The 20,004-nt window shown below is 71.8% G+C and carries 18 protein-coding genes and 1 tRNA gene; 14 read left to right on the forward strand and 5 right to left on the reverse strand.

The genetic code is table 11. The features are described 5' to 3' along the window. Window positions 1-32: 32 nt before the first annotated feature. From ABZV31_RS20565 to ABZV31_RS20615, 11 genes are all read left to right on the forward strand, one after another. The gene (locus tag ABZV31_RS20565; protein WP_355895645.1) at window positions 33-1,229 is read left to right on the forward strand and encodes an FAD-dependent monooxygenase; all 1,197 of its coding nucleotides are present in this window, start codon (window positions 33-35) and stop codon (window positions 1,227-1,229) included. Between the two features lie 55 nt (window positions 1,230-1,284). Then, a complete protein-coding gene (locus ABZV31_RS20570) occupies window positions 1,285-1,734 on the forward strand; it encodes a cupin domain-containing protein (protein WP_355895648.1) in 450 nt (149 codons plus the stop codon). Between the two features lie 150 nt (window positions 1,735-1,884). Then, a complete protein-coding gene (locus ABZV31_RS20575; protein ID WP_355895651.1) occupies window positions 1,885-2,769 on the forward strand; it encodes a xanthine dehydrogenase family protein subunit M in 885 nt (294 codons plus the stop codon). Then, window positions 2,766-3,332, forward strand: a complete 567-nt coding sequence (locus ABZV31_RS20580; protein WP_355895653.1) for a (2Fe-2S)-binding protein — start codon at window positions 2,766-2,768, stop codon at window positions 3,330-3,332. The genes ABZV31_RS20575 and ABZV31_RS20580 overlap by 4 nt, the downstream gene beginning before the upstream one ends. Then, complete coding sequence (locus ABZV31_RS20585) at window positions 3,332-5,770, forward strand: xanthine dehydrogenase family protein molybdopterin-binding subunit (protein ID WP_355895656.1); 2,439 nt, start codon at window positions 3,332-3,334, stop codon at window positions 5,768-5,770. The genes ABZV31_RS20580 and ABZV31_RS20585 overlap by 1 nt, the downstream gene beginning before the upstream one ends. Beyond that, window positions 5,770-6,912, forward strand: a complete 1,143-nt coding sequence (locus ABZV31_RS20590; protein ID WP_355895658.1) for an XdhC family protein — start codon at window positions 5,770-5,772, stop codon at window positions 6,910-6,912. The genes ABZV31_RS20585 and ABZV31_RS20590 overlap by 1 nt, the downstream gene beginning before the upstream one ends. Before the next feature lie 39 nt (window positions 6,913-6,951). Continuing rightward, window positions 6,952-7,629, forward strand: coding sequence for an SRPBCC family protein (locus tag ABZV31_RS20595; RefSeq protein ID WP_355895661.1), 678 nt, complete (start codon window positions 6,952-6,954; stop codon window positions 7,627-7,629). Continuing rightward, entirely contained in the window at window positions 7,619-8,515 is an 897-nt protein-coding gene (locus tag ABZV31_RS20600; protein WP_355895663.1) for a MoxR family ATPase, read from the forward strand. The genes ABZV31_RS20595 and ABZV31_RS20600 overlap by 11 nt, the downstream gene beginning before the upstream one ends. Beyond that, the gene (locus ABZV31_RS20605; RefSeq protein WP_355895666.1) at window positions 8,512-9,729 is read left to right on the forward strand and encodes a VWA domain-containing protein; all 1,218 of its coding nucleotides are present in this window, start codon (window positions 8,512-8,514) and stop codon (window positions 9,727-9,729) included. Before ABZV31_RS20600 ends, ABZV31_RS20605 begins: the two co-directional genes overlap by 4 nt. Before the next feature lie 58 nt (window positions 9,730-9,787). Beyond that, a complete protein-coding gene (moaA, locus tag ABZV31_RS20610) occupies window positions 9,788-10,774 on the forward strand; it encodes a GTP 3',8-cyclase MoaA (RefSeq protein WP_355895848.1) in 987 nt (328 codons plus the stop codon). Between the two features lie 11 nt (window positions 10,775-10,785). Continuing rightward, window positions 10,786-12,453: an MFS transporter gene (locus ABZV31_RS20615; RefSeq protein ID WP_355895668.1), complete on the forward strand. Its 1,668-nt coding sequence runs from the start codon at window positions 10,786-10,788 to the stop codon at window positions 12,451-12,453. 535 nt (window positions 12,454-12,988) lie between these two features. Here the strand turns inward: ABZV31_RS20615 and ABZV31_RS20620 are convergent. Then, window positions 12,989-13,062: transfer RNA gene (locus tag ABZV31_RS20620), tRNA-Pro, on the reverse strand. 101 nt (window positions 13,063-13,163) lie between these two features. Here ABZV31_RS20620 and ABZV31_RS20625 point away from each other — a divergent pair. Then, complete coding sequence (locus ABZV31_RS20625) at window positions 13,164-13,685, forward strand: DUF309 domain-containing protein (RefSeq protein ID WP_355895671.1); 522 nt, start codon at window positions 13,164-13,166, stop codon at window positions 13,683-13,685. Window positions 13,686-13,762: 77 nt separating this feature from the next. Then, on the forward strand, window positions 13,763-14,536 hold the full coding sequence (cobF, locus tag ABZV31_RS20630) for a precorrin-6A synthase (deacetylating) (protein WP_355895674.1): 774 nt from the start codon (window positions 13,763-13,765) through the stop codon (window positions 14,534-14,536). A gap of 108 nt (window positions 14,537-14,644) precedes the next feature. On the opposite strand, the gene ABZV31_RS20635 is transcribed toward cobF, so the two are convergent. The 4 genes from ABZV31_RS20635 to ABZV31_RS20650 form a co-directional block, all read right to left on the reverse strand. After that, window positions 14,645-15,400: a cobalt-precorrin-6A reductase gene (locus ABZV31_RS20635; RefSeq protein WP_355895677.1), complete on the reverse strand. Its 756-nt coding sequence runs from the start codon at window positions 15,398-15,400 to the stop codon at window positions 14,645-14,647. 170 nt (window positions 15,401-15,570) lie between these two features. Then, entirely contained in the window at window positions 15,571-16,374 is an 804-nt protein-coding gene (locus tag ABZV31_RS20640) for a polysaccharide deacetylase family protein (protein ID WP_355895679.1), read from the reverse strand. Window positions 16,375-16,449: 75 nt separating this feature from the next. Next, on the reverse strand, window positions 16,450-17,487 hold the full coding sequence (locus tag ABZV31_RS20645; protein WP_355895682.1) for a DMT family transporter: 1,038 nt from the start codon (window positions 17,485-17,487) through the stop codon (window positions 16,450-16,452). An 8-nt stretch (window positions 17,488-17,495) separates the two neighbouring features. Continuing rightward, entirely contained in the window at window positions 17,496-18,344 is an 849-nt protein-coding gene (locus ABZV31_RS20650) for an SDR family NAD(P)-dependent oxidoreductase (RefSeq protein ID WP_355895685.1), read from the reverse strand. Between the two features lie 321 nt (window positions 18,345-18,665). Between ABZV31_RS20650 and ABZV31_RS20655 the strand changes: the two genes are divergently transcribed. Further along, window positions 18,666-19,730 (forward strand): galactosyldiacylglycerol synthase, encoded by a 1,065-nt coding sequence (locus ABZV31_RS20655; protein WP_355895851.1) that lies wholly within the window; start codon window positions 18,666-18,668, stop codon window positions 19,728-19,730. The last annotated feature ends 274 nt before the right edge of the window (window positions 19,731-20,004 follow it).

Raw genomic sequence — 20,004 nt, forward strand, 5'->3', positions numbered from 1 at the left:
GTTCAAGGCCAGAACAGACCTGGAGGCAGATGATGAACGAATACGGTCGGCTGCGAGTGGCGGTGGTCGGCGGGTCCATGGGCGGCCTGACTGCCGCCCTGGTCCTGCGAGAGCTCGGTTGCCAGGTGGACGTGTACGAGCGGTCGCCCGAGTTGCTCGACGGGCGCGGGGCGGGCGTGGTCCTGCAGCCCGACACCGTGCGCTGGTTCCAGGAGCACGGCGGAATCGCCGCGGTGGAGAAGGTCAGCACCGGATCGTCCACGCTGCGCTACCTCGGACCGGGCAACGAGATCATTCATGACGAGCCCAGCACATGGCGGTTCACCTCGTGGACGGCCACCTACCGGGCCCTCCTCGACGATTTCGGAACCGAGCGATACCACCTGCGTGAGCATGTGGCAGGGCTCGACCAGGACGCCGACCAGGTGACGCTGAGGTTCGTCAGCGGGCGGCGGGTCCACGCCGACCTGGTGGTGTTCGCGGACGGCATCTCCTCGACCGGTCGGCGGCGGCTGCTGCCGGAGGTCCGGGCGCAGTACTCCGGCTATGTCGGATGGCGCGGCACCGTTCTGGAGAGCGAGGTCAGCGAGGAGACCTTCGAGCTGCTGCACGACTCGCTCGCCTACTCGGTCGGACCGAGCACGCACATCTGCATGTACCCGATCCCCGGTCCGGCCGGAGAGCTTGAGATCGGCAAGCGGCATCTGAACTACGTCTGGTACCGCAATGTCGCCGAGGGGCCGGAGCTGGACGAGCTGCTCACGGACAAGCGGGGCTTCCCCTGCGCGGTGTCGGTACACCCCGGGATGGTGCAGGACCGTTACGTCGAGGAGCTGCGCGCCGCGGCACGGGAGCTGCTGGCACCGGCCGCTGCCGAGATCGTGGAGCGCACCGAGGAGCCGTTCATCCAGCCCGTCCTGGACATCGAGGTGCCCAGGATGGCCTTCGGCCGGGTCGTTCTCACGGGCGACGCCGCCTTCGCCGCGCGGCCACACGCAGCGGCCGGCACCGCGAAGGCCGCCGCCGACGCGTGGGCTCTGGCCGCCGCGCTGCGCGAGACCGGCGGCGATGTGGTCTCCGCCCTGGAGAAGTGGGAGCCCGGCCAGCTGGAGCTCGGCCGCAGCCTGCTGAGCCGGGTCCGCGCCATGGGCACCCGCTACCAGGTCGACGGCACCGCCGATCCTCGCGACCGTTCGCTGCGATTCGGGCTGTACGGCCCGGACCGGTGACAGCCGATGGCAGTCAGACAGCAGACATCCGTACGACAGGAAGGAGATCCACGCCATGCCTGAGGTTCCCGAGGTACAGGTAGTCCGGCACGACGAGCTCGACGACGACACCCCGCAGACGCCGGGTCTGCAGCGCTTCGAGGCGGTGTCCGCGAAACGACTCGGCTCCACGGAGCTGTGGATGGGCCTGTCCGTGCTCCCGGCGGGCGCGAAGACGGGCGTCCACCATCACGGCGAGTCGGAAACGGCCCTGTATGTGCTCAGCGGCATCGGCCGCTGGTGGGTGGGCGACCGGCTGGACCAGGCCCGCGAGGCGCATGCGGGGGACTTCGTGTTCATCCCGCCGGGCGCGGTGCACTGGGAGGAGAACGGCAGCGACACCGAGCCGGTACGGATGATCGTCGCGCGCAGTACGCAGGACGCCATCGTCGTCAATCTCGATCACCACCCGTACGCTCCCGCGCACAGCTCCGACCCCGCCCAGGACCGGGCGTCCCATGGTTGAGAACACACGATCCGCCCCACACCCTGTGGAGCACCACAGTCACCTACCGGATGGCGCGCCGTAATCTCGGGATAACCGCACCCCCAGCCGACCTCGGCCCCGGGCCCCGGTCACCCGCCCTTCCGCAGGAGCCGCACCGAAGGACAGGCAATGAAGCCGCCCGCATTCACGTACTGCGATCCCGATTCCGTCGACGAAGCCGTCGCGCTCAAGAGCGAGTACGGCATCGACTCCCTCGTCCTCGCCGGAGGACAGAGTCTCCTCCCCATGTTGAACATCCGGCTTGCCAGGCCGGAGGCACTGATCGACATCAACAAGATCAGTGCCCTGCAGAAGATCGAGCGCTGGTCCGACGTCCTGGAGATCGGCGCAGGGGTCCGGCAGTACGAGCTGGAGGACCACCCTCTCGTCCAGGAGCTGGTGCCGCTGCTGCCCCAGGCCGTCAAATTCATCGGCCACATCGAGAACCGCCACCGCGGCACCGTCGGTGGGAGCATCGCGCACGCCGACTCCGCCGCCGAACTGCCGTGCACGGCGGTGGCCCTCGACGCGACGCTGGTCGTGCGGGGCCCGTCGGGCTCGCGCACCATCGCCGCCCGGGACTTCTTCCAGGGCTGGATGACCACCGCCCTGGAGCCCGAGGAGGTCCTCGTGGCGGTCCGCTACCCGGTCATGCCGTGGACCGCCGGCCACGGGTTCGTCGAGGTCGCCAGGCGGGAGGGCGACTTCGCGCTCGCCGGTGCCGCCGCGGTGGTGAACCTCGGCGAGGACGGCCGCTTCGCCTCCCTCGCCGTCAGTGCCGCCAGCATCTCGGACACCCCCGTCCGCGCCACCGCGGTCGAGCAGGCGCTGGCCGGCGAGCTGCCGACCAAGGAGAACATCGCCAGGGCCGCCAAGGAGATCGTGCCCTCGGTGACCTCGGGAGACGACATGCACGCCACGCGCGCGTACCGACAGCACCTGGCCACCGTCGTGGTGCAGCGAGCGATCACCGCGGCCGTGGCCTGCGCCCACGAGAGGAGCAACCCCCAGTGACGACCTCCACCGGCAGCAAGTACGGCACCGACCAGCGGACCGTGACCGTGCGCATCAACGGCCGGGACGTGACGCGCGAGGTATCGACGCGTACCACGCTTGCCGACTTCCTGCGCGACGAGCTCGACCTTGTCAGCGTCCATCTCGGCTGCGAGCACGGCGTGTGCGGATGTTGCACCATCCTCCTCGACGGCCACTCGGTGCGCTCCTGCCTGATGCTCGCCGTCCAAGCGGACGGGCACGCGGTCGAGACCGTCGAAGGCCTTTCCAGCAACCCGGCGGAGCTGCACCCCATCCAGGAGTCCTTCGCCGAGGAACAGGGCCTGCAGTGCGGCTTCTGCACGCCCGCGATGGTGCTGCGCACGAAGGAGATCATCGAGACCGGTCGTGAGCTGACCGATGCCGAGGTGCGCCACGAGATCTCCGGGATCCTGTGCCGCTGCACCGGCTACCAGAACATCGTCAACGCGGTCCAGTCCGCCAGTGCCAAGCTCCGCTGCGGTGCGGCCGGGGCCGGCTGCGGCGCGGCGGCGACCGACGACAGCGCAGGAGGTCGTGACTGATGGCCACGGAGCACGCAAACACCGTGGAGAAGTCCGGCTACAAGTACCTCGGTGCGGACCGCAAGCGGGTCGAGGACCCGCGGCTGCTGGTCGGCCGTGGCGGGTACATCGCCGACCTCAAACTGCCGGGGATGCTGCACGCCGCGATCCTGCGCAGCCCCGTGCCGCACGCGCGGATCCGGTCCATCGACGCCACCGAGGCGCTGAAGCTGCCGGGAGTCGTCGCCGTGGTCACGGGCGAGGACTGCAAGGCGAAGATGAACCCCTGCATGAACTTCGGCCCGGCCTCGATCGCCCAGTATCCGCTTGCGGTGGACAAGGTCCGCTACGTCGGCGAGGCCGTCGCAGCGGTCATCGCGGAGAGCAGGTACATCGCCGAGGACGCCGTGGAACTGCTCGAGGTCGACTTCGAGGACCTCCCGCCGGTCACCGACCCGATGGCGGCGATGGAGCCCGGGTCCGCCCTGCTGCACGAGGAGCACGGCAGCAACATCGGCTACGAGCGGACCTTTGAGTTCGGCGATGTGAACGCCGCATTCTCCCGGGCCGACTTCGTGGTGGAGGACACCCTCCACTGGGGCCGCTCGGCAGGCATGCCGATGGAGACCTCGGGCGCGGTGGCCCACCCAGGGCTCAACGGCGTGCTGGAGATCTACTGCAACTCGCTCAACTTCAGCTACTTCTCCTTCCTGATCGCCTCAGCACTGAAGCTGCCGTCCAACAAGCTGACGATGAAGCCGGTCCCGGCCGGCGGCAGCTTCGGCAGCAAGTTCACCGCGCACAAGGTGCCCACCCTCGCCGGCTTCCTGGCCCTGCAGGTGGGACGCCCGGTCTCGTACATCGAGGACCGGATCGACCACCTGATGAACTCCGATCACCACGCCTCAGACCGCTACTACGACGCCCGCATGGGCTTCCGCAACGACGGGACGATCGTCGGACTCGACATCGACGTCGTCGACGACTACGGCGCCTACATGCAGTTCGGCGTCGGCACCCACGGCAACGCCTTCTCCCAGATCGTCGGCCCGTACCGGTTCCGGGACGTGAAGTACCACGTGCGTGCCGTGCTCACGAACAAGTGCCAGCAGGGCGCCTACCGCGGCTTCGGCTCCGAGGTGCACAACTGGGTGCTGGAACGGCTGGTCGACAAGGCGGCGCGCCGGCTCGGGCTCGCCCCGGAGGAGATCCGCCGCCGCAACTTCATCCAGCCCGACCAGTTCCCGTACAAGATCCCCGGCGGCAACGTCTACGACAGCGGCAACTACCCGGCGGTGCTGGACAAGGCACTGTCGATGATCGACCTGGACAAGTGGCGCGCCGAGCAGAAGCGGCTGCGGGAGGAGGAAGGCCGCTACATCGGCATCGGCCTGGCCACCACCCAGGAGCGAAGCGTCTTCAGTGCCACCGAGTTCTGGGCACTGATGGACAATCCGGCATTCCCCCTCACCTCGAGCCCCGAGAGCGCGACGGTGACGATCGACCCCACCGGCGAGTTCCAGCTGCTGCTGCACTGCCAGTCGATGTGGGGCAACAGCCCTGAGACGGTGGGCGCCACCGTGTTGGCGGAGGAGTTCGGCATCGCGCCGGAGAGCGTCAACGTCCGGTACGCCGACTCCGCTCACGCGCTGCCGGGCACCGGCCCGGGCGGCAGCCGCTACACCGTCATGCTGGCCGGTGCCGTACGGGGCGCGGCGCGCAAGCTGCAGAAGAAACTCATCGACATCGCCGCGCACACCCTCGAAGTGGCCGCGGAGGACCTCGAGCTCGTCGACGCACGCGTCCAGGTCAAGGGCGCACCGGAGCGGGGTCTGACGCTGGCCGAACTGGCGGGGACCGCGTACTTCTTCGCGCTCAACCTGCCCGAGGGCATGACGAGCGGACTGGAGGAGTCGTACACCTACGACCACCCGTACACGACGCTCCCGTCACCGGACCGCTCGGACCTGGGCGTCTTCTACCCGATCATGGGCCATGCCTGCCACATCGCGGTCCTGGAGGTCGACCCCGACACCGGGATCCTGTCCTTCCTCGACTACGTGGCGGTGCACGATGCCGGGACGATCGTGAACCCCAAGAGCCTGGGCGGCCACGTCACCGGCGGCGCCGCGCAGGGGCTCGGGTCCACGTTGTACGAGGAGCTGGCCTACGACGAGGACGGGCAGTTCAAGTCCTCGACGTTCATGGACTACCTGATTCCCACGGCCAACGAGGTTCCGGCGTTCCGCATGGCGCACGTCGAGACGCCCTCGCCCTTCACCGAGTACGGCATCAAGGGCGGCGGCGAGGGCGGCCGCATGGTGACCCCGTCGGTCGTCTCCGCAGCCATTGACGACGCGCTGCGGGACTTCGGGATGCGGGTCCGGGAGCTGCCGGTCAAGCCCTCGGAGATCGTGGCGACGGTGCAGGCGGGGCGCGCTGCGGCAGGGTCCGTCTGATGTCCGCCACCGCCGCGGAGCTGCTCGCGGTCCTCGGTGAGCTTCGGCCCGAGGACCGCGAGCTCCGGCCCGAGGACCGCGAGGGTCGGCCCCGCCCGATCGCCCTTGCCACGCTTGTCGCCGTTCGCGGCTCGTCCTACCGCCAACCCGGAGCCCGGCTGCTGGTACGCGAGGACGGCAGTACGGCCGGCAACCTCACCGGCGGCTGCCTCGACGCCGAGATCGTCGAGGCAGCCCGTGACGTCGAACGGACCGGGGCCGCCCAGATCGTGACGTTCGACCTCACCGCCGAGGAGGAAGCCGTCCTCGGCTGGGGCATGGGATGCAACGGCGTGCTCGACATCCTCGTCGAACCGGCCGAGTCCGCGCGGGCTGCGGGACGCGTGCTCGCCGAAGCGGTGTCGGCCCGCCGCAGGACCACGCTGCTGACGCTCATCTCGGGCGCAGCCATCGGCCGGCGCTGGTGGCAGGTGGACTCCACGGAGCCGACCGGCGGGGCCGACGCCGGGCCCCCGCCGAGCGCGGTCCGGTCCGCGCTCGCCGCAGGCCAAAGCGGCCTGGTGACACTGCCCTCCGCGGCGGGTGAGGAGCGGGCGTTCGTCGAGGTCCTGCAACCGCCGCCGCGGCTCGTGGTGTGCGGTGCGGGCATCGACGCGGTGCCGGTGACCCGCCGCGCCGCGGAGCTCGGCTGGGATGTCGTCGTGGTCGACGACCGGCGGCTCGTGCTGGACCCCGACCGCTTCCCGCCGGGGACCACCTTGGTCCTCAGCGCTGCGGGCACGGTCCGTGAGCTGCCGGTGGACGACAACACCTATGTCGTCGTGATGAGCCACAACTTCCTGCGGGACCGCGACTACCTGGGCGCGGCTCTCCGCACGAACGCCCGGTACATCGGGGTCCTCGGCCCCCGGCTGCGGCTCCAACGGCTGCTCGACGACCTCGGCCGCGACGGAGTGCTGCCGACCGAACGGGACGGGCTGCGTCTCCATGGCCCGGCCGGGCTGGACCTCGGCGCGCAGGGGCCGGACGAGATCGCCATCTCGATCGTCGCCGAAGTCCTGGCCGTCAGCCGCGGACGCTCCGGCCAGGAGCCCATCAGCCGCCCGTACGCGCTGGATCTCGCAGCAGAGCCCGCTGCCTGAAAGAGACCGTTGCCCGAACGCAATCGATAGGAACACACCGTGCAACTCCAGAACTCATTCGTGGTGTCCTCCCCGGTCGAGAAGGCCTGGGACTTCTTCCTCGACGTCGAGAACATCGTTCCCTGCATGCCGGGGGCGGAGCTCGTCGAGACCATCGACGACAAGAACTGGCGCGGTCGGCTGAAGATCAAGTTCGGTCCGGTGGCGATGGCTTTCGAGGGCACCGTCGAGATGGTCGAGCGCGACGACGCCGGGCGCCGGATGATGCTGCGCGGCGCGGGCAAGGACCAGCGCGGCCGCGGCAACGCGTCGGCCGACATCCACGTGGTGGTCGAGCCCGGCCCGCAGCCGGACACCACGTCGGTGTCGGTGTTCACGGACCTCAAGGTGAGCGGCCAGATAGCCCAGTTCGGCCGCGGCATGATGCAGGACGTCTCCGAGCAGATGACCAAGAAGTTCGCCCGCTCGCTGCAGACCCGCCTGCAGCAGTCGCAGCCGGTCCTGGTCACGGAACCGGGGCAGGAGCCGAGCGGGGAGTGGGGTGCGCCGGCCCCCGTGGAGGGAGCTCCCGCCTCGGCGCAGCCGGCAGCCCGGCCCGCCCCCCAGGAGGCCGAGGCAGTCGCCGGGTTCCGGCTGCTGATGGGACTGCTCGTACGCGCCCTTCTGCGGCAGTTCGGAAAGCTGCGCGGGTCTGCAGGAGCACGGCGTGGCAACTGATGTTCAGCCGACGACGTCCGGCGGCCGCAACAGCATCTCCTCGGTCGCCGAGGTCAAGGAGCGGCTCGGGCAGTTCCGTTACCTCGCTGACGACGGACTCGCCACGGCCGCGTACCTGGCCCTCGGCCTGGAGCGCCCGCTCCTGCTCGAGGGCGAGAACGGCGTCGGCAAGACCGAGATCGCCAAGGCGCTGTCCGGGCTGCTGGGCCGCGAGCTGATCCGCCTGCAGTGCTACGAGGGCATCGACACCAGCCAGGCCCTCTACGACTGGCACTACGGACGCCAGCTGCTCGCCGTGCGAGGCGCCGGCGATGGCGGGGCGGAGAACGTCTTCACCCGGGACTATCTGCTCACCCGCCCGCTCCTGGACGCCTTGGAAAAGGGCGACCGCGCCGTGCTGCTGATCGATGAACTCGATCGTGCGGACGATGAGTTCGAGGCATTTCTCCTGGAACTGCTGTCGGACTTCGCGGTCACCATCCCCGAGGTGGGCCGGATCGAGGCGGCCTCGCGCCCGCTGGTCGTCCTCACCTCCAACCGCACCAGGGATCTGCACAACGCGCTGCGTCGGCGCTGCCTCTACTACTGGGTGGAGCACCCGGACACCGAACGCGAGTTCCAGATCCTTCGGCTGCGCGCACCGGAGGTCCCGGAGCCGCTCGCCAGGGAGGTCGCCGCAGCCGTACGGCGGGTCCGCGGGCTCGGCCTCGGCAATCCGCCAGGGGTGGGAGAGAGCATCGACTGGGCCAACGCCCTGCACATGCTGGGTGTTTCCACGCTGTCGCCGGAGACGGCCGCGGCCACCCTGAGCGCCCTGGTGAAGGACGTGGACGACCAGCAGGTGGTGCGGGAGCGGATCGCCGACGTCCTGCCGACGGCACCATGATCGCGCCCTCAGCCTCCCCGGCCGAAGTGACCGGCCGCGCATGCGTGGAGTTCGTCGCACTGCTCAGGGACCGGGGCCTGCAGCCCGGACCCGAGCAGACCGTGGCGTTCTACTCGGCGCTGCACCTGGTGGGCGCGGACTCCGCAGGCCCACCCGGCATACGGCAGATGTACTGGGCCGGTCGCGCGGTGCTGGTCAGCCACCGGAACCACTACCCGGTGTACGACCGCGCGTTCGCCGACTTCTTCGGAGGCTCGCCGACCGATGCACAGGAGGGGCCGCCCACGCCCAAAGCGGTCCCGACGAGCATCCACGAGCGGGAGGACGCCGCGCCCGGCACGCCGACCCCCCGGGCCGCCGACGCCGACGACGAGCAGGCCGACAACGCCCGGCTGGTCCCCAGCGAGGTGCAGCTGCTGAAGGAGAAGTCCTTCGGCGCGATGACCCCGGAGGAACGGCGCCGGGCCGCCGCGCTGATCCGCCGGCTGCGCCCGGACCTCCCCCGGCGACGCAGCAGGCGGCAGCAGCCGGCGACTGTGGGCCGGTATCTGCACGTCCGGGGTCTGCTGCGCGGATCACTGCGGACCGATGGCGAGCCGATGCGGCTGCCCCGCCGCCGGCAGCGCTTCCGGGAGCGTCCGCTGACCCTGGTGATCGACGTGTCCGGGTCCATGGCGCCGTACGCCAAGGCGCTGCTGCGCTTCGGCCATGCGCTGATGCACGCGGGACACCGCGTAGAGGTGTTCACCTGCGGGGTGCATCTGACCCGTGGCACCGACGCGCTGCGCAAGGTGTCGGTGGACACCGCGCTGCGCCACATCGGTGGTGTCGTCGACGACTGGGACGGCGGCACTCTGCTCGGCACCTCGATGCGTGAGCTCGTCGAACGCTACGGCGGCCACTCCGCGGTGCGTGGCGCGCTGATCGTGGTGTGTTCTGACGGCCTGGACCGGGACGATCCGGCGACGCTGGGCGAGGCGATGCGCAACCTGTCACGCCGGGCTCACCGCGTCGTGTGGCTCAACCCCCTGAAGGGCGATCCGCGGTACCGGCCGCTCGCCCGGGGTATGGCCGCCGCGCTGCCGCATATCGACATCTTCCTGCCCGGTCACAACCTTGCAAGCCTCGAGAACATGTGCCGGGCGATCGCCACGCGGCACATGCCACGACGGAAGGCCGTGTCCCATGCCCCAGCCCACGCCACAACCGATTGACCTCGGCCTGGCCCGTACCAGGCGAGCCCCCGACCTCGCGGGCCGCCCGGACACCCCGCTGCTGGTCGACCGCTTCGGCCGCTCGGCCACGGACCTGCGGGTCTCGCTCACCGACCGCTGCAACCTGCGCTACACCTACTGCATGCCGGCGGACGGCCTGGACTGGATGCCCGGACCCGACCTGCTGGACGACGACGAGGTCATCGCCCTCATCAGGGTCGCGGTACATCGGCTCGGCGTCACCGAGGTGCGGTTCACCGGTGGCGAGCCGCTGCTGCGACGGGGGCTGGAAAAGATCGTCGCGGCCACCGCCGCCTTGTCGCCGCGGCCCCGGATCTCGCTCACCTCCAATGGCGTCGGGCTGGCCCGGCGTATCGATGCGCTGGCCGCCGCCGGTCTGGACCGGGTCAACATCTCGCTCGACACCGTGCGCGCCGACCGGTACCGCACGATCACCCGGCGGGACCGATTCAACGACGTCCTGGCCGGACTGGCCGCCGCCAAGGCCCACGGCCTGGAGCCGGTGAAGATCAACGCGGTGTTGCTGCGGGGCGTGAACGACGACGAGGCGGTACCTCTGCTGCGTTTCTGCCTCGAACACGGTTACCAGCTGCGCTTCATCGAGCAGATGCCGCTCGACGCCCAACACGGCTGGGATCAAGCACAGATGGTCACCGCCGCGGAAATCCTCGATTCACTCAGTGCCGCCTTCACCCTGGCCTCCACTGCCGACCAGCGGGGGTCGGCGCCCGCCGAGCGCTGGCTGGTGAATGGCGGCCCGGCGACGGTGGGTGTGATCGCGTCGGTGACCAGGCCGTTCTGCGACGCGTGCGACCGTACCCGGCTGACCGCCGACGGCCAGGTGCGCAACTGTCTGTTCAGCCGGACCGAGACCGATCTCCGCGGCTCGCTACGAGCCGGAGCGGACGAGGAGACCCTGGCCGACCTGTGGCGGGGCTCGGCGTGGGCCAAGGCGGCCGGCCATGGGATCAACGATGCGGGGTTCACGCAGCCGGGGCGCTCGATGAGCGCCATCGGTGGATGAGGGGGACACGGGTGCACTCCATCGCCGAACGCGCCGAACGGCGCGCGTACAGCGCCGGCTTCTGGTTCGTGGCATGTGGCTTTGCGACAGTGATGTCGTTCGGCACGGTGCCCACGCCGCTGTACGTGCTCTATCAGGCCCGTGACCACTTCTCAGCGACGACGGTGACCGTGGTGTTCGCCGCCTACGCGGTGGGCGTACTGCTCAGCCTGTTTCTGCTGGGCCACTTCTCCGACGTGCTCGGCCGGCGGCGGGTGCTGCTGCCCGCGGTGTACGTCGCTGTCGTCGCCGACTTGTGCTTCCTCTTCTGGTCATCACTGCCCGGACTGTTCGTCGCGCGGGTGCTCACGGGCGTCTCGGTCGGACTGATCACCACGACGGCCACGGCTCACCTGGCCGAGCTGCACCGTGCCACCCATCCCGGGGGAAGCATGCGGCGGGCGGAGGTGGTCGCGACCGCGGCAAATCTGGGCGGTCTCGGCCTGGGCCCGGTCGTCGCCGGTGCGCTCGCGGATCTCGCGCCCCATCCGCTGCAACTGCCCTACTGGATCTATCTGGTCCTGCTGCTGGTAATGGCCGGGCTGATGAGCCTGGCTCCCGAGACCGTCGACGTTCCCGAGTCGCGCCCGCCGTACCGCGTGCAACGCATCGACGTGCCCGCCGCACAGCGCCGCCGGTTCCTCGCCGTAGCCGCCTCTGCGTTCGTCAGCTTCGCCCTGTTCGGACTGTTCGCCGCGTTGGGGCCGTCGTTCGTCCTCGACACCCTGCACGAGCCGTCGCACACCGTCGGCGGGCTCGCCGCCACGACGGCGCTGGGATCTGCCGCTGTCGCGCAGGCCCTGGTGCGTGAGCGGGACACGACCGCACGCCGCACAGTCGGGCCGGCATTCGCTGCCTTGCTGGTCGGGCTGGGCATCGTGGTCGTCGCGGTGTGGTCCGGCGTTCTGGCCATGTTCCTGGCCGGCGCGGTCGTCGGTGGTGCCGGCGCGGGACTCGCCTTCGCCGCGGCGGTCAAGGCCGTGGCTGACAGTGCCTCCTCGCAGAACCGGGCAGACGCGTTGTCCGGGCTGTTCCTGGCCGCTTACCTCGGAATCACTCTGCCCGTCGTCGGCCTCGGTGCGGCGACCCAGCTCGTCTCTCAGCCGCTCGCTCTCACCGCCTTCGCCGTGGTGATGGCGGCGGCGACGGTGGCTGCCGGGCTTGTTGTAGTCAGCGCAAGGCCTGTGTCCGACGTGCATTCAGGTGACGTACCTTCAGATGCGGATTGCTATTGCCGCCTGACCGACCAACCCCTGAGCGTGGACGAGGTGCTGAACGCGGTTACGGGGCCGGGCCAAGGCGGCACCGTGGTCTTCATCGGCACCGTGCGGGACCACAACAACGGCAAGTCGGTGACGCGTCTGGAGTACGAGGCGTATCCGAGTCTGGCAATGAAGGTGCTGACCGACATCATCCGCCGCTGCGAGGCCACCGCACCTGATGTCCGCGTCGCCGTCGCGCATCGAACCGGCCGGCTCGAGATCGGAGACTCGGCCGTCGTCCTCGCCGCGGCGGCTCCCCATCGAGCCGAAGCGTTCGAGGCCGCCCGCGCGTGTATCGAGCTGCTCAAGGAAGAAGTCCCGATCTGGAAGAAGGAGATCTCCCCCGATGGCGCCGAGTGGATCGGAACAGGACCGTGAAGCCTGATCGTCGCGCGGCACCGTGGTGATGCCGGGACCGCCGGAATCAGGGAGCGCGTCGGGCACTGGGCGTCGGGCGAGTACGGTCCGGCCTGAGAGGAGCACTCGAGCGGAAGCGGTCGATGTGGCGATGGTCGCCAGGACGAGCAAGTAGCGACGTTCTGGGCGAGTTGGGACCACGGTCGGCGCCGGACGGCGCCAGCCGCACCCACCGCGGCCGGCTCCGCACCGACCGCTGCCTTGTCGGGCAGAGCCGCGGCCCGACGTCGGCGTTTCGCGAGCGACAGGCGGCGACAAACCGCCGACCAGAGCCACCTCCGGACTCACCGGAGGTGAACCGTTGGTCTGCGCAGACCGGTCAATTGCTGGTGAAGTACCAGCCCAGGAGTGCCAGGAGGACGATGAGCCCTGCCACTCCAGATCGCCAGTCCGAACTGAGCGGCCTTGACCGCCCGGTCCCCAGCTGGTCTCCAGAAATGATCCAGAGGCCGTATCGGCATACCCCGATACGGCCTCTGACCTGCTGCTTCGCAAGTCGGGACGACAGGATTTGAACCTGCGACCCCTTGACCCCCAGTCAAGTGCGCTACCAAGCTGCGCCACGTCCCGGTGCGCTCACGTGCGGTAACCCGCGTGAATGCGCGAAGGTCACTTTACCGCACGTCGGGGGCTGAGCCGAAGGGGGCACGGGAGCGGGGCAGAATCGGCGTATGGGCATTCCATCCTCTGGGCGGCCGGCTGAGCCGCGAGACCGGGACAGCGAGGGCCGGGCGCGCAACGCCCGGCCGCGGGACGGGCTCGGGCGGCCCCTGCCGTACGGCGCGGACGGCGTGCCGCGGCAGCCCGAGGGCGTGGTGCGCACCCCGGAGCAGACGGTCGCCGAGGCGCAGGCGCTACTGGACGAGGGGAAGCCGTTCCACGCGCACGAGGTCTTCGAGGACGCCTGGAAGTCGGGTCCCGAGGCGGAGCGCGCCCTGTGGCGCGGGCTCGCCCAGCTCGCGGTGGGTCTCACCCACGCGGCCCGCGGCAACGTCACCGGCGGCGCCCGGCTGCTGCGCCGGGGCGCGGGTGCCGTGGAGGAGTGGGCGACGGCTTCCGGGCAGCGACACCCGTACGGCATGGATCTCACGGGGGTCGTCGCATGGGCACGGGGGCTCGCGGAGGCCGTGGGCCGGGAGCCGGGGACCGTGGACGCGGCGGAACGCGCGCCCCGGCTGCGGAGAGCGTCCTAGCCGACCGGGCCGGGGGTCGTAGCACCCGGTGTGGACGCGGTGTACGCGCTGTCAGTGGCGTACGGCAGACTCGGGGCGTGCGAAAGATTCATGTCATCGGTATCGGCGCGGGCGACCCCGACCAGCTCACCCTGCAGGCGGTCAGGGCGCTGCGCAGCACGGACGTGTTCTTCATCCTCGACAAGGGCGAGGTGAAGTCGGACCTCGCGCAGCTGCGCCGGGAGATGCTTCGGACGCACCTGCCGGAGGGGAAGTACCGCCTGGTGGAGGCGCGGGACCCCGAGCGCGACCGGTCCGCGGGCGGCGCCGCCTACTCCCCCGCCGTCGGGGACTGGCGCAGCGCCCGCGCCGACATCTACGAGCAGCTGATCGCCGAGGAACTGGGCGAGGACGAGAGCGGCGCGTTCCTCGTGTGGGGAGACCCGTCGCTGTACGACAGCACGCTCGGGATCCTCGAGGAGGTGCTGGAGCGGGGCGTGGTGGACTTCGAGTACGACGTCGTGCCCGGCATCAGCAGCGTCTCCGCGCTGGTGGCCCGCCACCGCACGGGTCTCAACCGGGTCGCCCGGCCCGTGCAGATCACCACCGGCCGACGGCTCGCCGAGGGCTTCCCGGAGGGCGTGGACGACGTGGTGGTGATGCTCGACGCCCACCAGACCTTCCGGCAGTACGCCGACCAGGACATCGACATCTACTGGGGCGCCTACATAGGCACCCCGGACGAGATCCTCGTATCCGGCCCGATCGCCGAGGCCGCGCCGCGCATCGAGCGGCTGCGCGCCGAGGCCCGCGAGCGCAAGGGCTGGATCATGGACACGTACCTGCTGCGCCGGAACCCGAAGGACCAGTAGGCGAAGCCGCCGCGTACGGGATTGTCCCGCGCCGGCAGGGCATGCCGCGTACGGGAACGTCCCGTACCGGCAGGGCATGCCGCGTACGGGAACGTCCCGTACCGGCCGTCATGGTGCGCCGAGCCCCAGCCGTTCCAACCGTTCCAGCGCCGCCCCCACGTCCGGCACCGCGGTCACCCCCTCCGGCAGCGGCGGACGACGGACGACGACGACCGGCAGCCCGAGGTGCCGCGCGGCCGTGAGTTTCGCCGCCGTGGCCTCTCCCCCGCTGTCCTTGGTGACCAGCACGTCGATGCGGTGCGCACGGAGCAGCGCCGTCTCGTCGGACACGGTGAACGGGCCCCGGGCCAGGACCACTTCCACATCCGGTGGCATCGGCGGTCCGGGGGGCTCCACCGACCGTACGACGAAGTGCAGACCGGTCAGACGGGCGAAGGCGGCGAGGCCCGTCCGCCCCGTGGTGAGGAACACCCTGCGCCCGAGCCGCGGCAGCACTTCCGCGGCGGCGTCCAGCGAGGTGACCAGGTGCCAGCAGTCCTCGGGGCCGGCCCGCCAGCCGGGGCGGCGCAGGACCACCACGGGCACGCCGGTCGTGGCCGCGGCCCGGGAGGCGTTCCGCGTGATCGACTCGGCGAAGGGGTGGGTGGCGTCGACGACGGCGTCCACCTGGTGCTCGCGCAGCCATACGGCCAGCCCCTCCGCCCCGCCGAAGCCCCCGACACGCACCTCCCCGTCCAGCGCGCCCGGCCGTGACACGCGCCCCGCCAGCGAGGTGGTCACCCGCACGCCGGGGCGCGCCGCGAGTTCGGCGGCCAGTTCACGCGCCTCGGTGGTACCGCCGAGGACCAGGACGTGCGGGGACATGGCGCCGAGCGTACGGGGCGGTCGGTAGGGGACTGCCCGCCGGGTCGCCCATGGCGCTGCGCACTGGCCATCCTGGCGCCACGACGACGAAGGTGATCGTCAGCAACATCGTCACCGGCGCCGTACCCGGTCGCACAGGGCGGTACCCGGTCGTACAGGGCCGTACCCGATCACTCCGGGTCGAGGACGCGCCGGCCGGCGGGTCGCCGAGGCCGCCCCTCGCCCATCCCGTGCTCGGAGAGCGGGCCCACCTCGTATCCGGCGTCCCGGCAGGCGGCGACCAGGTCGGGCAGGGCGCCGAGGGCCGCGCGCCAGCAGCCGGGGGCCGAGGCGCGGTCGGAGTCGTGCAGGAGGATCGTGCCGCCCCCGCGCAGGTCTGCGCCGACGGTCGCGCGGACCGACGCGGGGGTCGCCCGAGCCGTCCAGTCCCTGCCCCAGGCGGTCCACAGCACGGGGCGCAGTCCGGCGCGCCGGGCGGCCGCCCAGCGGCCGGCGGTGAGGATCCCGTACGGAGGGCGGTACCACTGCGGCCGCCGGCCCGTGGTGTCGTGGACGACGCGGGCCGCCCGCGCGGTCTCCCGGACGTCCCGGGCCGGTGCCGGCAACCAGGGGCGGCTGTGGGTCCAGCCGTGCACGGCGAGTTCGTGTCCCCGGTCCACGATGTGCCGGCCGAGCCCCGGGTGCCGGGCGACGCCGTCGCCGAGGACGAAGAAGGTGGCGTGCACGGCGAGTTCGTCCAGCGCGTCGAGGAAGTGCGGCGTGGAGGCGGGGTCGGGGCCGTCGTCGAAGGTGAACGCGATGTGGGCGGGGCTGCCGACTCCGGCGAGGCGCGGGCAGCAGACGGCACGGAAGCGGGGCAGCCAGGTGGCGGCCGGAAGGATGTGCGCGGCCGCGGCCGCGGCGGCGGCGGCGAACGGCACCAGGGCCACCGCGGAGGGGACGGCCCCGGGGCGCGCGCGGTTCGCCCGGCTCATCCCGGGACACCTTCCGGTGGCGCTGCGCCGTCTCCCCTCATCGGCTCCCTCCTCTCCTCACGCACTCTCTGCTCCTCACGCACTCTCTGCCTCGGCCCTTCCCCGGTCACGATCCTTCCCGGAAGCCGTCTCGGTGTCCCACTGGCCCGACACCGCGGGGGCGCTCGCCAAGCCGACCGTGCCGGCGGCGACGAGGGCGATGCCGACCACCTCGGGCAGCACGCGAGCGCCCAGGGCGATGCGTTCGCCGAACAGCGCCCAGCCCAACGCCATGCTGGTCAGGGCGTCACCGAGGGTGAGGGCGGGCTGGGACGCCACGAGGGTGCCCGCCCGGAACGCGCACTGCAGGAGCACGAAGGCGGCCAATCCGATGATCGCCGTGGCGTACGGCGGCCAGTCCGTCATCAGGTCGGCCAGGCCGCGCGGGATCCGTCCCGTCACCTCCTTGATGAGGGCGGCTGTGGCGGCGAACAGGACGGCCGAGGCCAGACCGAGTACGGCGGCGAGCGGCGCGCCCGTCACGAGCCGGGCGGCGACGCCGACGAGGGCGAGCACCGCGCACAGGAGGGCGGCTCCGACCAGTACCCACCGCGCCCCGTCGGCCGTCGTGCGGCCGGAGGAGGGCGCGGCGGCGACGAGGAAGAGGGCGAGTCCGAAGGCCAGGGCCAGGAAGGACAGCCAGGTGATCCGGTCCGGGCGCCGGTGGAAGACGACGCTGCCGATCACCAGCGTGAACAGCAGTTCACTCGCCAGGAGGGGCTGGACGAGTGACAGGCTCCCTACGGCCAGTGCCGCGGCCTGCAGCACCGCGGACACGACGAGCAAGGCCGCCCCGCCCACCCAGAAAGGTCGGCGTGTTGCGCGGGCCGACCGGCGTGGACGCCCTGTCTCCCGGCTGCCCGTCCCATGACTGCCTCTGCCCTGGCCGTCCCTGACCCGGCCGTCCCTGACCCGGCCGTCCCTGACCCGGCCGGCCGGCTCCCGCCTGCCCATCCCCTGGCCGGCCGGCTCCCGCCTGCCCGGCGCCTCCGTGGCCGCGCGCCGCATCAGCACCGAGGCCGAGGCGTTGGCGAACGCGGCGAGCAGTGCGAGGACGACGGTGAGCCCGTTCACCCCGCTTCTCATCCGAACCGTGCGGCGAGGCGCCGGTACAGGGCGGGCGCGACGCCACGGACCCGGCCGGGCAGGCGCATCCAGCCCGGCACGTACACCTCGTCCCGGCCCCGGGACACCGCCTCCCACACCGCGTCGGCGACGTGGCTCGCCGGTACGGGCTTGGGCCTGGACCGCCGGTAGGGCACCCCGCGACGGTCGAAGAACGGCGTGTCCACCACGCCGGGCACCACATGGCTGATCCCGACCCCGGTGCCCCGCAGCTCGTAGCGCAGGGCGTCGGCGAAGGCGCCCAGCGCCGCCTTCGCGGCGGAGTAGACCGCCTCGTCGCGGACGCCGACCGTCCCGGCCAGGGAGCCGATGATGACCACGCGACCGGTGCCCTGCCTGACCATGTGGGGCAACAGCAGCCGGACCAGGTGCACCGTGGCCAGCACGTTGACGTCGAACACCTCGTCGATCACCGGCTGCGGCATGGTGCTGAACGGCCCGGCCCAGCCGATGCCCGCGCCGGCCACCAGCAGGTCCACCCGGCCCACGCTGTCGAGCGCGAACTCGACCAGCCGCCGCTCGGCACCGGGACAGGACAGGTCCGCCGGGAACACGGCGGCCGACGTGCCCCGCGCGACCTCGTCCAGCCGCGCGCGGTCGCGACCGTTGAGCACCAGGCGCCAGCCGCCCTCCGCGGCGAGCCGCCGTGCCACGGCCGCGCCGATCCCGGACGAGGCACCGGTCACCAGCGCGCCCCCGCACGGCACGGCCACGTCGGCGGCCCGGCGGCGCACGGCGGGCAGCGTCGCCGGTGCCTCGGCCGGAGTCCCCGACACGGACGGTACGTGGGAAGGGGCATGGGACATCAGGGCGCACCTCTGGGACGGACGGGACCGAGGGCCGCCGGTGCGGCCCCGGGGTCCGGGACGGCCTGCCGGGTGGCGAAGTATCCCGGGGGCCGGGCCCGAAACGTGGGACGGGGCGGGAGGACATGTCCGCTCGTTTGGCTGCGGTGGGGTCCGTTCGTTTGGCTGCGGTGGGTAAGGGTTACTCACTTCCAGTGTCATCCCAAACGACGGTGACGCCACCGCTGCCACCCTCGGGGACCCATGACCGCACACGCACCCGCCGGGCCCGCCCCGGCGCCCTCGCACGAGGCCGAACGGCTGCTCGTCCTCACCGCGAGCATGGGATCCGGCCACGACACGGTGGCCGCCGAGCTGGCGCGCCGGGCCCACGCCGCGGGCAAGGAGGCCCACGTCGTCGACGTGCTGGCGCTGCTGCCGTACGGCCTGGGATCCGCGCTCCGCGGTTTCTACCAGGCCTGCGTCCGCAGCTTCCCCTGGGCCTACGCCGGGATCTACGACCTCTTTCTCCGGCCCGGCCCCCGTCCCCGCCCCAGCGGCACTCCGCTCGCGCAGCTCGCGGGCGACCGCCTCATGAGCCTGGTGCGCGAGACACATGCCGATGTGGTGGTGCCCGTCTTCCACCTGGCCGCCCAGCTCACCGGCCATCTCCGGGCCCGCGGTGTCCTGCGGCCCCCCACCGCGGTGGTCGTCCTCGACTTTGCCGTACACCGGCAGTGGCTGCATCCGGGTAACGACCTGTACCTGTGTGTCACGGACGAGGCCGCCCGACAGGTGCGCCGGGGCACCGGCCGGCCGGCGGAGGCGACCGGCCCGGTGGTGGCTCCCGGTTTCTTCACCGAGGGGCCGGGGACGGCCGACTGGCGGCGGCGGTTCGAGCGCTACGGTGCGGAGCGCCCCCCGGTGCTGGTCTCCGCGGGCGCCTGGGGCGCCGGGTCGCACCTGGCCGGGACCGCACGGCTGCTCGCCGGGAACGGCTTCCTGCCAGTGGTGCTGTGCGGGCGCAACGAACGGCTGCGGCGCGCCGTGGACGGCACCCCGGGTGTCCTCGCTCCGGGCTGGGTCACCGACATGCCGGACCTGCTGCACGCCTGTGCCGCCCTGGTGGACAACGCGGCCGGGCAGACCGCCGTCCAGGCACTCGCCGCCGGGGTGCCGGTCGTCGGGTACCGGCCGCTGCCCGGGCACGGGGCGGAGGGAGTCCGCCGCATGGCCGCCCTCGGGGTCGGCGACCACGCGCCGGACGAGGCCGGCCTGCTGCGATCCCTGACCCGCCTCACGGAGCAGGGACCGCAGCGCGAGCGCCGGACAGCGGCCGGGCGTGCGCTCTTCCAGGGGGACGCGCTGTCACGAGCGGTCCGCGCACCGGGCGCCGACCGCCCATAGCGCGCCACTGCGGCGACCGGTCCCGCCGACGCCCGTGGCGCGCCCTGCGCCACTGCGGCGGCCGGTCCAGCCGACGTCCATGGCGCGCCACTGCGGGGGCCCGTCCCACCGACGCCCGTAGCGCGCCATGCGCCACTGTCCCGTAGCGCGCCACTGCGGCGGCCAGTCCCGCCGACGTCCGTAGCGCGCCACTGCGGCGGCCAGTCCCGCCGACGCCCGTAGCGCGCCACTGCGGCGGCCAGTCCCGCCGACGCCCGTAGCGCGCCACTGCGGC

The sequence above is a fragment of the Streptomyces sp. NPDC005202 genome (genome assembly GCF_040608235.1).
GTDB lineage: Bacteria > Actinomycetota > Actinomycetes > Streptomycetales > Streptomycetaceae > Streptomyces.

Bases quoted from the DNA above. Each gene is read 5' to 3' on its own strand.
- ABZV31_RS20565 (WP_355895645.1), top strand. From the start codon at position 33: ATGAACGAATACGGTCGGCTGCGAGTGGCGGTGGTCGGCGGGTCCATG.
- ABZV31_RS20570 (WP_355895648.1), top strand. From the start codon at position 1,285: ATGCCTGAGGTTCCCGAGGTACAGGTAGTCCGGCACGACGAGCTCGAC.
- ABZV31_RS20575 (WP_355895651.1), top strand. From the start codon at position 1,885: ATGAAGCCGCCCGCATTCACGTACTGCGATCCCGATTCCGTCGACGAA.
- ABZV31_RS20585 (WP_355895656.1), top strand. From the start codon at position 3,332: ATGGCCACGGAGCACGCAAACACCGTGGAGAAGTCCGGCTACAAGTAC.
- ABZV31_RS20590 (WP_355895658.1), top strand. From the start codon at position 5,770: ATGTCCGCCACCGCCGCGGAGCTGCTCGCGGTCCTCGGTGAGCTTCGG.
- ABZV31_RS20605 (WP_355895666.1), top strand. From the start codon at position 8,512: ATGATCGCGCCCTCAGCCTCCCCGGCCGAAGTGACCGGCCGCGCATGC.
- ABZV31_RS20625 (WP_355895671.1), top strand. From the start codon at position 13,164: ATGGGCATTCCATCCTCTGGGCGGCCGGCTGAGCCGCGAGACCGGGAC.
- ABZV31_RS20635 (WP_355895677.1), bottom strand. From the start codon at position 15,400: ATGTCCCCGCACGTCCTGGTCCTCGGCGGTACCACCGAGGCGCGTGAA.
- ABZV31_RS20640 (WP_355895679.1), bottom strand. From the start codon at position 16,374: ATGAGCCGGGCGAACCGCGCGCGCCCCGGGGCCGTCCCCTCCGCGGTG.
- ABZV31_RS20650 (WP_355895685.1), bottom strand. From the start codon at position 18,344: ATGTCCCATGCCCCTTCCCACGTACCGTCCGTGTCGGGGACTCCGGCC.
- ABZV31_RS20655 (WP_355895851.1), top strand. From the start codon at position 18,666: ATGGGATCCGGCCACGACACGGTGGCCGCCGAGCTGGCGCGCCGGGCC.